Source organism: Arthrobacter sp. QXT-31 (assembly GCF_001969265.1).
GTDB lineage: Bacteria > Actinomycetota > Actinomycetes > Actinomycetales > Micrococcaceae > Arthrobacter.
The window spans coordinates 2742253-2755912 of the sequence record NZ_CP019304.1 but is presented as its reverse complement, the minus strand read 5'-3'; the positions used below and the strand labels follow the sequence as shown (position 1 = coordinate 2755912).

Annotated in this window: 10 protein-coding genes; 4 read left to right on the top strand and 6 right to left on the bottom strand. The window is 65.0% G+C overall.

Annotated elements, in window-relative coordinates; genetic code table 11:
- Positions 1-12: 12 nt before the first annotated feature.
- Entirely contained in the window at positions 13-750 is a 738-nt protein-coding gene (locus tag BWQ92_RS12390) for a cache domain-containing protein (RefSeq protein ID WP_076799890.1), read from the top strand.
- Here BWQ92_RS12390 and BWQ92_RS12385 read toward each other — a convergent pair.
- Positions 740-949: a hypothetical protein gene (locus BWQ92_RS12385; RefSeq protein ID WP_076799888.1), complete on the bottom strand. Its 210-nt coding sequence runs from the start codon at positions 947-949 to the stop codon at positions 740-742. The two genes, BWQ92_RS12390 and BWQ92_RS12385, sit on opposite strands and share 11 nt — an antisense overlap.
- A 378-nt stretch (positions 950-1327) precedes the next feature.
- Between BWQ92_RS12385 and BWQ92_RS12380 the strand changes: the two genes are divergently transcribed.
- Complete coding sequence (locus BWQ92_RS12380) at positions 1328-2110, top strand: FadR/GntR family transcriptional regulator (RefSeq protein ID WP_076799886.1); 783 nt, start codon at positions 1328-1330, stop codon at positions 2108-2110.
- Between the two features lie 23 nt (positions 2111-2133).
- On the opposite strand, the gene BWQ92_RS12375 is transcribed toward BWQ92_RS12380, so the two are convergent.
- Together BWQ92_RS12375 and BWQ92_RS12370 are read right to left on the bottom strand one after the other, a co-directional pair.
- Positions 2134-2436, bottom strand: coding sequence for a CBU_0592 family membrane protein (locus BWQ92_RS12375; RefSeq protein ID WP_076799885.1), 303 nt, complete (start codon positions 2434-2436; stop codon positions 2134-2136).
- A gap of 61 nt (positions 2437-2497) precedes the next feature.
- Entirely contained in the window at positions 2498-4219 is a 1722-nt protein-coding gene (locus BWQ92_RS12370) for a dihydroxy-acid dehydratase (RefSeq protein WP_076799883.1), read from the bottom strand.
- Positions 4220-4485: 266 nt separating this feature from the next.
- Here BWQ92_RS12370 and BWQ92_RS12365 point away from each other — a divergent pair, with 266 nt between their 5' ends.
- On the top strand, positions 4486-5637 hold the full coding sequence (locus tag BWQ92_RS12365) for an alcohol dehydrogenase family protein (protein ID WP_236782941.1): 1152 nt from the start codon (positions 4486-4488) through the stop codon (positions 5635-5637).
- A 34-nt stretch (positions 5638-5671) separates the two neighbouring features.
- Positions 5672-6796: a mandelate racemase/muconate lactonizing enzyme family protein gene (locus BWQ92_RS12360; protein ID WP_076799880.1), complete on the top strand. Its 1125-nt coding sequence runs from the start codon at positions 5672-5674 to the stop codon at positions 6794-6796.
- Between the two features lie 266 nt (positions 6797-7062).
- On the opposite strand, the gene BWQ92_RS12355 is transcribed toward BWQ92_RS12360, so the two are convergent.
- From BWQ92_RS12355 to BWQ92_RS12345, 3 genes are all read right to left on the bottom strand, one after another.
- Positions 7063-9012 (bottom strand): BCCT family transporter, encoded by a 1950-nt coding sequence (locus BWQ92_RS12355; RefSeq protein WP_076799878.1) that lies wholly within the window; start codon positions 9010-9012, stop codon positions 7063-7065.
- Positions 9013-9243: 231 nt separating this feature from the next.
- The gene (locus tag BWQ92_RS12350) at positions 9244-11013 is read right to left on the bottom strand and encodes a calcineurin-like phosphoesterase C-terminal domain-containing protein (protein ID WP_076799877.1); all 1770 of its coding nucleotides are present in this window, start codon (positions 11011-11013) and stop codon (positions 9244-9246) included.
- 246 nt (positions 11014-11259) lie between these two features.
- The gene (locus BWQ92_RS12345; protein ID WP_076799875.1) at positions 11260-13620 is read right to left on the bottom strand and encodes an FdhF/YdeP family oxidoreductase; all 2361 of its coding nucleotides are present in this window, start codon (positions 13618-13620) and stop codon (positions 11260-11262) included.
- Positions 13621-13660: the final 40 nt, after the last annotated feature.

Genomic DNA, 13660 nt, shown 5'->3' with positions numbered 1-13660 from the left:
TTCAGGAGGCCCATGAACCACGACAAAGAAGCCGCGCATGCTGCCACCGCCCTCACTTCGTGGACCAAGGGCGTCTCCGCCGGGATTAAGGGACTCGCCGGCAGCGTCGCCTCGCTGCTTGAACGAAATCCCGGCGGCAAATCAAAGATCGACAAAGCAGCCTTAGCCGGACTGGATAAGCTCTCGCAGGAGTTCCTGGCGAATCACGCTTTCGCCGTCGGGGCCGGGACGTTCTTCGCTCCTGGCTTCGTTGCGGAGGGCAGCGAAGCCCTGGAGTGGTGGTCCCGCAAGGAACCCGGATCCATGGGCCGGCTTGATCTTGACCGCACTCCGGGCAGTAACCGGTACTACGACTTTGAGAAGCTGCCCTTCTTCTCGACTGCCGCGTCCACAGGTGAACAGACCCTCTGGGGCCCGTACATCGACTATCTCGGCTTCGAGGAGTACATCCTGACGTTCACAGCCCCCGTTTACGTCCACGGAACCTTCATGGGGGTCGCTGGATGCGATATCCGCATCAAGGACCTGGAAGCCCTCATCATGCCCCACCTGCGCGTGGTCCCGGGCAACGCCGCCCTCATCAACGCCAGCAACCGCGTCATTCTCGGCAACTCCCCGATGTATCTGGTGGGCGACCGGATCAAACCCGGAGCTGCGGAGCAGCAGCGGTTGGCCCTGGATGTCCCCCACCTGGGGCTCGCGCTGATCTACACCGACCCGCTGAAGGCTTCCGCAGCAGTTAGCGCATAATTTCGCGCGTAACCCCGAACGGGACCTGGTCAGAGAGCGCGGCCGTATAGTGTCCCGGCTTGTTACGGGCCACCACAATGCCGTGCGTGCGGGTGTGCATGGCCAGTTGTTGGAGCTTGTTCACGGCTTCCTCAAGGCGCTCGTCCAGCGCGCGCCGGGTCGTGACATGGATATCGATGGAGTTAGTGAGTGCGGTCATGGCGGCTTCCATTTTCTGCTCGTTCTTCGGTGGTCTGTTGCCGCCCACGGCTGGAGGGCTGCTGTTGCCGGTGTGACGGTAGTCACGTCCTTTGCTCTAGCAAAGATACGCCCTTCAATACATTCAGTCCAGCACTTTTACTCGGCCAATTTGAAAAGACTTATTTGGACTCCGCCGGGACTATGGCCGGCTTTCGCGCCGGATCGACCCGCTGCAAAAAAGACTGTACTTAATGTTTTCTGGAGGGTAGCTTTGCTCCAGACGCGGGGCGCGCCGGGGCAAGTGGAGGCGCATCGGATCACCGCTTTCGCAACGGGATGGGTCCGGTCGACGCGCTGCAGTAATACTTACGACCCTTAATCATGGTGGGAGCGGAGAATGACCTCGACGACGTCATTGCAGTCGCAGATCTATCGGTCCCTGCCGGAAATCGAGAGGTCGGATGCGATTGTCGAAAGAATCTCCACCGGCATCGGCCTCGGTTTGCTTGAGGTGGGTCAGCGGCTGCCGCCTGAAGCGGCGCTCTCGGAGATGTTCGGAGTTGGCGGCGCGACGCTTCGGGAAGCTTTGGCCGAGTTACGGGACCGGGGCATCGTCGAGACCCGCCGCGGCCGGAGCGGAGGTACCTTTGTGGTCAGTCAGCCGCAAACCCCTACCGACAGGGTCCGTGATTGGTTTCTTTCGACATCCATTTCCGAGATCCGTGACATCGGGGACGAACACTCGGCGATTGCGGCCACCACCATACGCCTGGCCTGTGAACGTGCGGAAGCACATAACCTTGAGCGTCTTCGCGAACTTGCCCGCGCCTTGATTTTGGCCAGGAGCCCGGAGGTTCGTGCTTCCGCTGACAGCCGCTTCCACATTGAGTTGGCCGTTTCGCCGCAGTCACCGAGGCTCGCGGCGGCCGAAATCCGGCTGCAGGAAGAGTCAGTCCTACAGTTGTGGGCTCCCCTCGGCGGGGAACTTGACTCCGAAACGGCAACTGCTGAACACCTGGAGCTGGTCCGGGCGGTTGCCCAGGACCAGACCGAGAAAGCCCAGAAACTGGTCCTCGAGCACATTCGGCGGAACATTTTCCACCTGATCGACACGAAACTCACACTCGGATACAGCCGAGCCATCCAGGAAGACGCCGCAGGCGAAGTCATGAGCGCCTAAACGCCATCCTCATGCCCGTCGTGTCAGTCGGTCAGGACGTCGACGGCGGCGGGCCTGGTTACCCTGGCCGCGAGCGGAGTTGAGCGGTTACCGCTGGGCCTGTTTCGTCGCAGGCGGACCAGGGCCGCGATGGAGATGGTGCCCCAGACGGCGTTCAGGAGCACGAAGGGCCATGCTTCCTGGTGGTAGCCGTTGATTATCAGCGCGGCGGATCCGATCAGGTTCGCTGTCTGGAAGAGACGTCCGTTGGTAATCCAGCCCATGGAAAAGGCGGTATACGCGGCAAGTGTGGTGAAGGCGCCTACCCATCCACTTATGTCAGCCAATACCGTCAACATCTTCGTCCCTCTTCCCCTGTTATTTTCTGGATGTCGGCACCCCGTGGCGTTACCAACCTCCGTGCCATCCCGCCGGGATGGAGCCCGGGGCCAGGTCCGGTGCGGGCCCGCCGTCGGCCATGAAGTCGAAGTCGCAGCCCTTGTCGGCCTGGAGGATGTGGTCGTTGACCAGCTTCCGGTATCCCTTGGGCGGGGTACGGGGAGGGGTAAAGGATGGCCGGCTGAGGAACTCACTGTCCGGGAGGTCGACGGCGAGAGTCCGCTGCCTGACGTCGAGCACCACCGGATCCCCGGTGCGCAGCTTGCCCAGCGGTCCGCCGACGGCGGCTTCCGGGGCGACGTGCACGGCCATGGTGCCGAAGCACGTTCCGCTCATGCGGGCATCGGAAATGCGGACCATGTCAGTGACTCCCTGCCGGAGCAGCTTCTCGGGCAGGGGCAGCGCTCCCCATTCCGGCATTCCCGGTCCCCCGACCGGGCCGATGTTGCGGAGCACGAGCACGGTATCGGCCGTGACGTCCAGGTCAGGGTCGTCGATGCGGTGGCTGAGCTCGTGATGGTCATCGAAGACCAGCGCGGGGCCACGGTGGCGCAGCAGCGCCGGGGTCGCGGCGCTGGTCTTGATCAGCGCGCCGTCGGGTGCGAGGTTGCCCTTGACGACGGCGATGCCCCCGCTGGGGGCGAACGGGCTGTCGAGCGTGGACAGCACCACGTCCTCGACGGCGGCCGGCCGGATGCTTTCGCGGAGGGGCTTTCCGGTTACGGTCAGCGTGTCCGTGTCCAGCAGGGGCTCCAGCCGGTGCAGGACTGCGGGGATGCCGCCGACGGTGTTGAGCCGCGCGAAGAGCTCTTCCCCGCTGGGGCGCAGGTTGGCAATCAGGGGGGTCCGGGCGGAGATCTGGTCGAACCGGTCCAGGGCAAGCTCCACCCCGGCCTTCCGCGCGATCGCAAGCAGGTGGATGACAGCGTTGGTGGATCCCCCGAGGGCCATCAGGGCGGTGATCGCGTTGTCGAAGGCCGCGGGGGTGAGGATCCGGGAGGGCCGGAGACCGCTGCGGGCGAGATCCACGGCCCGTTCGCCGGTGGCCTCGCCCAGGGCGTAGCGGCGTGAGTGGGTGGCCGGCACGGTGGCGCTGCCCGGAAGGGCCATCCCGAGTGCTTCGGTGAGCGCTGCCATCGTGGATGCAGTGCCCAGCTCCGGGCAATGCCCGACCGAGGGGCCGGATGCCGCCTCGAGTTCAGCGAAGTCGGACTGGCTCATCCGTCCGGCACGCAGCTCGTCAACGTAGGCCCACAGGTCCGTTCCGACTCCGAGTTCCCGGCCGCGGAAGACAGCGGGATTGGCCGGGCCGCCGGTGAGCGCGATCGCCGGCACATCTGCGCCGGCCGCTCCCATGAGCTGCGCCGGAACCGTTTTATCGCATCCGCCAAGCAGCACCACGGCGTCGAGCGGATACGCGCGTATGGATTCCTCGACCTCCATCGCCACGAGGTTGCGGTACATCATTGCGGTCGGCTTCATCAGGGCCTCGCCAAGACTCATGGTGGTGAACTCCACCGCGACGCCGCCGGCCTGCGCGACGCCGCGCCGGACAGCATCAGCCAGGCCCTTCAGGTGGAAGTTGCAGCTGACCAGGTCCGACCACGAGTTGCAGATGCCGATGACCGGCCGCCCATCAAGAGCGTGCCGGCCGAGCCCGGTGCCCGCCAGCGACGAGCGGTGCAGGAACCCTGCGAGATCATCCCGTCCGAACCACTGTGCGCTACGCATCAGGCCACCTCTCAAATTTTGTGTCGACACCAGCCCGGATCCTTGGCAAGGAAAGCCTGGAGATCCAAACCAGTGCGTTCATTTAGTAAACGCCTTGTTCAATTTATGGCACAGCTCACAGCTAGTCAAGCAAACGGTTTACCGTTGACACGATAAGGTTATGGGCCTGAAAATGAACGTGACGTTCAAGTATGTGAGGTGATCCGCTGGAGAGCCCTCGTCAGGGATGTCCTTCGATCAACAGCAGAGACGAACATAGGAGTTCTGTGAGCACTGGCACTGAAAAAGGGACCGTTTCCGGTCTGGAAGCAACTTCCCAAGGTACGCTCCCCGAGGTCATGGCGGCGGTGCTGCTGACCGGGCATGGCGGGCTGGAGAAGCTGGAGTACCGCACTAATGTTCCTGTTCCCACCCCCGGTGAGGGCGAGGTTCTCATCGAAGTCGGAGCAGCCGGGATCAACAACACCGACATCAACACACGGATCGGCTGGTACTCCAAAGCCGTCGATTCCGGAACCAATGCCGGCGGCGCCGAAGGTTTTGCTGAAATCTCCGATTCGGACGCCACCTGGTCAGGCGAGGCGCTGACCTTCCCCCGGATCCAGGGCGCCGACGCGGCCGGACGCATCGTGGCCGTCGGTGAGCGTGTTTCCCCTGACCGGATCGGCGAGCGGGTGCTCGTACGGAACATGCTGCGCACCTACGTCGGGTACCGCCCCTATGAGTGCTGGACCTTTGGCAGCGAATGCGACGGCGGTTTCGCCCAGTTCGCCGTCGCCCCCTCACGGGAGACCTACGCCGTTAACTCAGACTGGTCCGACGCCGATCTGGCCGCCATTCCCTGCGCCTACTCCACGGCGGAGAACATGCTGCACCGCGCCCAAGCGGGCGCCGAACGCGTCCTCATCACCGGAGCGTCCGGCGGCGTCGGCCTCGCCGCCGTCCAGCTGGCCAAGCGCCGCGGCGCCACCGTCACGGCCGTCTGCTCTGCCGCCAAGGCCGCCCAGGTCAGGGCTGAAGGCGCCGACCGTACCGTCGACCGCGGAACGGACCTGGTGGCCGAGCTGGGACGCAACTCGTTCGACGTCGTTATTGACATTGTGGGCGGACCGGAAGCCGGGCAACTGCTCGAGCTCCTGCGCTCCGGCGGCCGCTACGCCATCGCCGGCGCCATTTCCGGCCCCGTGGCCGAGATCGACCTGCGCACCATCTACCTCAAGGACCTGAGCCTGCTCGGCTGCACCTTCCAGGAGGACGAGGTCTTCGAAAACCTCATCACCTACATCGAGGCCAATGAGATCCACCCGGTCGTCTCCAAAACCTACCCGCTGTCCAACATTGCCCAGGCCCAGGAGGACTTCCTGTCCAAGAAGCACACCGGAAAGCTCGTCCTCCTCCCGCCTGCTGCCCACGCGTGAACCCCGCAAACCCCAACAAGACGGAAATCTGACCATGAAAATCGAACGCATTGAACTGTTCCAGGTGGACCTGCCCTACTCCGGCGGGATCTACCACCTGTCCGGCGGACGCACCTACGAGTCCTTCGACGCCTCCATCGTCAAGATCACCACGGACGACGGAACAACAGGCTGGGGCGAAAGCACGCCCTTCGGCGCCACGTACGTCGCCGCCCACGCCCTGGGCGCCCGGGCCGGCATTGCCGAGCTCGCACCGGCACTCCTGGGCCGCGACCCCCGCCAGGTGGACCGGAACTACGATCTGATGGACGCCACGCTCGTGGGCCACAACCACGCAAAGGCGCCGCTGGATATCGCCTGCTGGGACATCTTTGGCAAGTCCGTGGGGCTGCCGGTTTACGAACTGCTCGGCGGCTCCACCGGCGTCCCGATGAGCATGATGTCCTCGATCCACGCAGGGGACCCCGAGGAAATGCGCGCACGGGTCGCCGACCACCGGGCCCGCGGTTACCGGGGCCACTCCATTAAGGTCGGGACGGCCGACAGCGAGGGCGGCCCCGCCCTCGACGCCGAGCGCATCACCGCCTGCCTCGCGGACCGGGAGCCGGGAGAGTTCTACTTTGTCGATGCCAACGGCGGCATGACGCCCGAAACCGTCCTGCGCATGCAGGCGCTGCTCAAGCCCGGCCTGGACTTCGTGTTCGAGGCGCCAGTGTCCACCCGCCGTGAGACCATGTCGCTTCGCCAGCGGTTCCAGTACCCCATCATCCTGGATGAGCTCATCCAGCAGGACGAGGACGTCATCTGGACCATAGCCCAGGACGCCGCCGACGGAATCAACCTCAAGGTCTCCAAGTCCGGCGGGCTCACCCCCGGACGGCGCCAGCGCGACATCGCCCGCGGCGGCGGACTTACCGTCAGCGTCCAGGACACCGTCGGCTCGGCCATCGCGTTCGCCGGAGTCGCCCACCTCGGTGCCACCATCCCCGAAAAGCTGCTCCGCTGCGTCCTGAACACCGCCGACATGGTCACCCTCGAGACCGCGAAGTTCGACGTCATCCACCGCGACGGCGGCATCCTGCCCCCGGAAGCACCCGGACTCGGCATCGAAGTGAACGAAGACGTCCTCGGCGAGCCCGTCGCCGTCTGGTCCAACTAAAGTCACCTGCTAAACGCTTGGTTCCCCTGGCCCCGGGCCAGGGGAACCAAGCGTTTTTTCGTGATCTGCCAGCTTCCCCGGAAGAGACCCGGAGGCCATCCGCCGTCGGGGTGCGGAAGCCCGACGGCGGCGGTTCACCCACACAGCTCTGTCCGCTCCGGAATCTCAGGGACGCCCGCACTGATTTCCCCACAACAAAATGGCCTCCCCTCAGGGGAGGCCATTTTGTTGTCCGGTTGGAGAACGGTCGGGGTAGGGCGGGGTGCTTAGCTACGCACCTCGGTCGCCTGACGCCTCTCTGCCCCGTCCTTCTTGCCCTTCCCCGAGGGGTAGATGGGCTGGCCGGCGGCGGTGGCATCGATGGCCTGCATCTGCCCGGTGAGCGGTTCTGAGCTCTCCTCGGTGGTGAGAGTGAACTTCTTGTGGCCGTGTTCGTCCACGGCCTTGCGGATAGAGCGCCGGATCACGGACTCCGACAGGCGCTCCCGCAGATATGTGGGGTCTTTGTGCAGGTCGCGGGTCAGGGCGATGCACATGCCCAGCATCATCAGGACAATCGGCAAGGCGGCCACGATGGTGATGCGCTGGACACCTGCCAGGGCTTCTGCCGGAGTGTCTCCGCCGGCCAGCAGCATCACGGCTGCGACCGCCCCCATCAGGGTTCCCCAGAACACCACGACGGGCTTTGAGGGTTCGAGTGTGCCGCGCGAGCTCATGGAGCCCATGATGATGGACGCGGAATCAGCTCCGGTGATGAAGAAGATGGACGTGAGGACCATGGCCAGCACGGCCAGAGCGATGGTCACAATCTGGGGCACGTTGAGGTTGTTGAACATTGCGAACAGGGCCCCGTCGAAGGAGATGGTGGGCGCGCCGTCCACCACTTTTGCTATTCCGTCATTGGGATCTGCTGAGGCGTCCGCCTGGCGCTGGATGTCGATGGCGGTGCCGCCGAAGATGGCGAACCAGAGGAGTGAAACCAGGGAGGGGACGGCCAGGACGCCGGTGACGAACTGGCGGATGGTGCGGCCGCGGGAAATGCGCGCCACAAACATGCCGACGAAGGGCGTCCAGGAGATCCACCAGGCCCAGTAGAAGACGGTCCATCCGGACAGCCACTGGCGCATTGCCTCGTCCCCGGAAGCCTCGGTGCGGGCAGCCATGGACGGGAACTGCTCGGCGAAGGAGCCGAGCGCCGAGGGCAGGAGATTGAGGATGAAGAGGGTGGGGCCGATGACAAAAATGACGACAGCCATCAGGACCGCGAGGACCATGTTGGTGTTGGCCAGGTACTGGATGCCGCGCTCGATCCCGGAGACGGCCGAGACCACGAAGCAGATGGTGAGCACCGCGATAATGACGACGAGCAGTGGCGTGCCGACTTCCCCCACCACGCCGTTGAACTGCAGGCCGCTGCCGATCTGCAGGGCGCCAAGCCCCAGTGACGTCGCGGAGCCAAAGAGGGTGGAGAAGATGGCCAGGATGTTGATGAATTTGCCGCCGGCGCCATTCATGGCGCGGCGCCCGAAGAGGGACACGAAGGCCTCAGAGACCAGGTTCTTGCGCCCCATGCGGAACGTGCTGTAGGCCATGGCGAGACCGACGACGGCATAAATGGCCCATGGGTGCAGCGTCCAGTGGAACAGCGTGGTGGCCATGGCGGTCTCGACCGCTTCGGCCGTCTGGCCATCCACGGTGGCAGGGGGCGGGGAGATGTAGTGGTAAAGGGGTTCGGCGACGCCGTAGAACATCAGCCCGATTCCCATGCCGCAGGCGAACATCATCGCGATCCAGGAGGAGGTGCGGAATTCCGGGCGTTCCCCGTCCCTGCCGAGGGAGATGTGGCCGAAGCGTCCGGCGGCCACCCACAGCACATAGACGAGGAACAGGAGGCTGAGGAGCACGAAGACCCAACCGGTGCTTGCCAGGACCCAGTCGAGCGCGGCCTGGGACACGGTGGACAAGCTGGCCGTGTCGGCAAAGCCCCAGATGACGAAGGCGATGACGAGTGCCCCCGTGACGGCGAAGATCGTCTTGTCCAGGCCTTCAAAGCCCCGCTTGAGGAAGCTGCGGCGCTTTTCCGCCCCGTCCCTGAGCTCTTCGAGGATTTTTACCTCCTCCGCCTCGGCATGGTGCAGGTGGGCAGTGTCATCTACCGGAGACTCGTCTGCCACCTCGATAACCGGCGGTTCTGATGTGGAACTTCCCGTACTCATGAAACCTCTTTCGACTGTCTTCACTAGGGGCAAGGACGACGTCGTCCCTCCCAAACGAATTGAACGCGATGTTCATTGTGCCGTGGATCACATACAGCCGACAAGACTTCCGCGCTTATTTTTTAAACATGACGTTCATTTGTCGAACGCTTATGCGCTCTTCCGCAACGGTAAAGCCCCGGCACGATGAGTCGTGCCGGGGCTTGCCGGATGCGGGCAGTGCGCCTGTTGTTATCCGGCAACCTCGAAGGTCAGGGTCTCCGTGAACGTTCGGCCGTACACGTCGGTGGAGGTGACGGTGGCGGTGTGCTGGCCGGCCGCCAGGTCGGCGGGCAGCTGCAGCCGCCACAGGTGCATCATGCGGTCGGCCAGGCTGCCGCCGTTGACCAGCTGTTCCTGCACGGCCACCGGATCGGAGTATTCAGCGCCGGCCAGCTGGCCTTCGCCCTGCATCTGCTGGGTGCGGACCGCCTCGACGGCCTGGCCGCCGTCGATCTGTACCTTGACGGTGGCTCCGGTGCTGCCCATCCAAAAGTTTGTGGTCAGCCAGGTGGTGTTGGCCAGGTCCTCGCGGGAAACGGTCAGCGGGTCCGTGAACTCGGGGGCCTCGCCCTTGTTGTCCACGTTCTCCGCATACCACTCGCGGTAGCGTGGGGTGTTCAGGCCGAGGGACATCTGCAGGGATTCATCCTCACCGCGGACCGTGAAGCGCTCCCGGAACTCTGTGTTCTTGATGTCCAGTGTCAGCACGCCCGGCAGGCCGCCGTCGCGCTGGAAAGCGAGCGGGTACCCTTCGGAGGTCTGGCGCCCGGAGTACCAGTCGCCGGAGATGGCGCCGGCGGTGATGTGCGTGAACGGCAGCTTTTCCACCCCGAAGACCTCGGACCAGCCTGCCAGGGAGTCGCCTTCCCGGAGGTTCTCGATGCTGTGGGTGTGTCCGCCCAGGGCGACGACCTTGCGGCCTTCGAGGATCTTGTAGATCTCCTTGACCTGCTCCACCTGGTGCTTGCTGCTGCCCTGGTCGGCATAGTCGAGCAGCGGAATGTGTGCTCCCAGCACGATCAGCTGGTTCCGCGGCACCTGGGCGATGTCCCTGCGCAGCCACTCGAGCTGCTGCTCATCCAGCGAGCCGGTGTAGTCGCCCTTGGCGGCCGGAAGCTTGGTGGGGAACTCCACGGTGTTCAGCGCGACGACGTGGGCCTTGCCGGCGTCGTACGAGTAGTACTCCGGGCCAAGGTTGGCCTTGAAGGTGTCGAACGTGTGCTCGCTGCTGACGGCATCGAAGTCCAGGTCATGGTTGCCGGGCAGGAAGCGGGCGGGGCCGTTCAGCATGCCGGCCAGTTCCCGGGTCTGCGGGTACAGCGAGAGGTCGTCGCCCACGACATCGCCGATGAACAGGGCGCCGCAGCCTGCGTAGTCGTTGCGGGCCGCCAGGTCGGCGAAGGCGCCCGTGCGGGCGTACTCCACTTCGTCCTGGTCGTAAGTCTGGACATCTCCGCCGATTACACAGTGCTGTTCAGGCGACTGCGTCAGGCTGCTCTTGGCCAGCGGGAAGTTCACCTGGTCCGGCAGCGGGCCGGTGGGGTCGATGCCGCCGAACTTCAGATCCGGGGAGCCCTCGGGCAGGTGGTGGTAGAAGAACTGCGCCACGTTGTCCGAGTCCACCGGGACCTGGTAGCCGCGCGGCTGGGTCACGAACACCGTCATGTTGTCGAACGCCGGCAGCTGGTAACGGCCCTGGCTGTCCGTCTTGGTGACGTCACGCCCGTTGGACACGGTCACCCCGGCAAGACCGCGCTCTTTTTCGTCCTGCACGGAGTCCTGGTCCGAGTCGACAAAGGCGACGCCGTCCACAACCTGCTGGTCTTCGTCAGGTCCTTCGACGACGTTGACGCTTCCGCGGTAGGCCGTGGCCGTCCAGTCAGTTGCCTCGGCGGCGTTGCCGGCGGCGGGGTTCAGCAGGGACCCGGCGGCAATGACGGCCAGGGTGCTGGCGGTCATGGCCAAAGGCCGGGCGGGGCGTAACTTAAACGGTCTGGCGGTCAGGTACACGAAGATCCTCCGGTCGAGTGAATGCTCCCGGCCATTTCGGCCGGCAGCACCCACCCTCACAGGACCGGGTGAACGGTTACCCACGGGTAGGTCACGGAAAGCGGACGTCCACGTAACCACTCGCCCTCCGGCAGGGAACACGCAAAGCACAACGGCCCCGCTTCCGAAAGGAAGCGGGGCCGTTGTGCGGGTCTGCTAGCCAGCCGTAGCGGTCTCGAGGTCCGCAGCAGCGCCGGCCTCCGCCGTCGTAATCCCGCCCGCGTGCGGCTCGAAGCGGACGAACATGGCCTTAAAACCGGGGGTGTTGGATACGCGGGCCACGTTTTCCTTGTGGACCAGGGCATTGGCCTCGGGGAAGTACGCCGCGGCGCAGCCCTTCGCCGTCGGGTAGGCCACCAGCCGGAACTTCTCGGCCCGGCGGTCTGTCCCCTGGAACGTGCTGACCACGTCCACGAGGTCTCGGTCCTTTAAGCCCTGCTCGGCCAGGTCCTCCGGGTGCACCAGGATCACGCGGCGGCCGTCGGAGATGCCGCGGTACCGGTCATCCAGGCCGTAGAACGTGGTGTTGTACTGGTCGTGGCTGCGGATGGTCTGCAGCACCAGGTGGCCGGCCGGCGGCGTCAGGTACTCCAGCGGGCTGACCGTGAAGCGGCCGCGGCCGATGTCCGTTGCGAAGGACCGGGTGTCGCGCGGCGGGTTGGGCAGCACGAAGCCGTTCTTGGTCCGGACCCGCGCGTTGAAGTCCTCGAATCCGGGCAGGACGCGGGCGATGTGGTCGCGGACCACGTCGTAGTCCTCGGCCATGGCCCGCCAGTTCACGGAGTGGTCCGGTCCGAACGTGGCCTCGGCCATCCGTGCCACGATCACGGGCTCGGCGAGCAGGTGGTCCGACACCGGCTGCAGCCTGCCCTGGGTGGAGTGGACCACGGACATGGAGTCCTCCACGGACAGGAACTGGGCACCCTTGGGGTGCTTGTCGTCCTTGTCCGTCCGTCCCAGCGTGGGCAGGATCAGGGAGGTGCGGCCGTGCACGATGTGTGACCGGTTGGGCTTGGTGGAGATGTGGACGGTGAGCCCGATCCGCTGCATTCCGGCTTCCAGGGTCTCGGTGTCCGAGCATGCCAGCGAGAAGTTTCCGCCCATGGACACGAACACGTCCACCTCATCGCGCTCGAACGCCTCCATGGACTCCACGGCGTCATGGCCGTGGTGCCGCGGCGACTGGATGCCGAACTCGTTGTCGAGGGCTTCGAGCAGCCATTCCTTGGGCTTCTCCCAGATCCCCATGGTCCGGTCGCCCTGGACGTTGGAGTGTCCCCGCACCGGGCAGGCGCCGGCGCCGGGCTTGCCGAAGTTGCCCTGCAGCAGCAGAACGTTGACCATCTCCTTGATGGTGTCCACGGAATGCGGCTGCTGGGTAACGCCGAGCGCCCAGCAGAAGATGCTGGCCTTGGACTTGACCAGCATGCCCGCCACGGTCTCGATCTGCTCCCGGCTCAGGCCGGTGGCCCGCTCCGTCTCCTCCCAGTCCAGTTCCTGGCGGGCTTCAACGTACGCCTCAAAGCCGTCCGTCTGCGCGTCGATGAAGGAACGGTCGACGACGGTCCCCGGGTTCTGCTCTTCGGCTTTCAGGAGCAGGTGGCCCAGTGCCTGGAACAGGGCAAGGTCGCCGCCGACCTTGATCTGCAGGTATTCGTCGGCCAGTGGCGTGCCGCCGCCCACCACGCCGGAGATCGTCTGCGGGTCCCGGAAGTTGAACAGGCCCGCCTCGGGCAACGGGTTCACGGCCACCACCTTGCCGCCCTTGTCCTTGCATTCCTTCAGCGCGGACAGCATGCGGGGGTGGTTGGTGCCGGGATTCTGCCCGACGACGAAGATGAGTTCGGCGTCGTGGATGTCATCCAGCGATACCGTGCCCTTGCCGATGCCGATGGTCGGGTTCAGCGCCGAACCCGACGACTCATGGCACATGTTGGAGCAGTCCGGCAGGTTGTTGGTACCCAGGGACCGGGCGAACAGCTGGTACATGAACGCCGTCTCGTTCGCCGTGCGGCCCGAGGTGTAGAAGACGCAGCGGTCCGGCGTGCTGGCCCGGATGTGCTCGCCGATCAGTTCGAACGCGTCGGCCCAGGAGATCGGCGAGTAGTGCGTCTCACCCTCCCTGATGACCACCGGTTCGCTGAGGCGGCCCTGGTTGCCCAGCCAGTACTCGGTCTTCTCCGACAGCTCGGCAATGGAGTGCTTCGCCCAGAACTCCGCGCCCACGGTGCGGAGGGTGTTCTCCTCGGCCACGGCCTTGGCGCCGTTCTCGCAGAATTCGGCGGCCTTGCGCTTCTTGTCGGACTCCGGCCAGGCGCAGCCGGGGCAATCGAAGCCGCCGCGCTGGTTCAGCCGAAGCAGCGAATGTGCGGTGCGGGTCACACCCGCCTGCGCCACGGCGCGTTCCAGCGCCACCATCACGGCCTTGACGCCGGCGGCCTCTGTCTTCGGCTTGTGGACTTCAAGCTCGTCCTCGTTGATGTCCGCGACGGGGGCGGGCTGCTTCCCGAACTTCATTGTTCCAACTTCCTTATGGCTGCTTTTGTGCCTGTCTGAC

Bases quoted from the DNA above. Each gene is read 5' to 3' on its own strand.
- BWQ92_RS12350 (WP_076799877.1), bottom strand. From the start codon at position 11,013: ATGACCGCCAGCACCCTGGCCGTCATTGCCGCCGGGTCCCTGCTGAAC.
- BWQ92_RS12355 (WP_076799878.1), bottom strand. From the start codon at position 9,012: ATGAGTACGGGAAGTTCCACATCAGAACCGCCGGTTATCGAGGTGGCA.
- BWQ92_RS12345 (WP_076799875.1), bottom strand. From the start codon at position 13,620: ATGAAGTTCGGGAAGCAGCCCGCCCCCGTCGCGGACATCAACGAGGAC.
- BWQ92_RS12385 (WP_076799888.1), bottom strand. From the start codon at position 949: ATGACCGCACTCACTAACTCCATCGATATCCATGTCACGACCCGGCGC.
- BWQ92_RS12360 (WP_076799880.1), top strand. From the start codon at position 5,672: ATGAAAATCGAACGCATTGAACTGTTCCAGGTGGACCTGCCCTACTCC.
- BWQ92_RS12380 (WP_076799886.1), top strand. From the start codon at position 1,328: ATGACCTCGACGACGTCATTGCAGTCGCAGATCTATCGGTCCCTGCCG.
- BWQ92_RS12390 (WP_076799890.1), top strand. From the start codon at position 13: ATGAACCACGACAAAGAAGCCGCGCATGCTGCCACCGCCCTCACTTCG.
- BWQ92_RS12370 (WP_076799883.1), bottom strand. From the start codon at position 4,219: ATGCGTAGCGCACAGTGGTTCGGACGGGATGATCTCGCAGGGTTCCTG.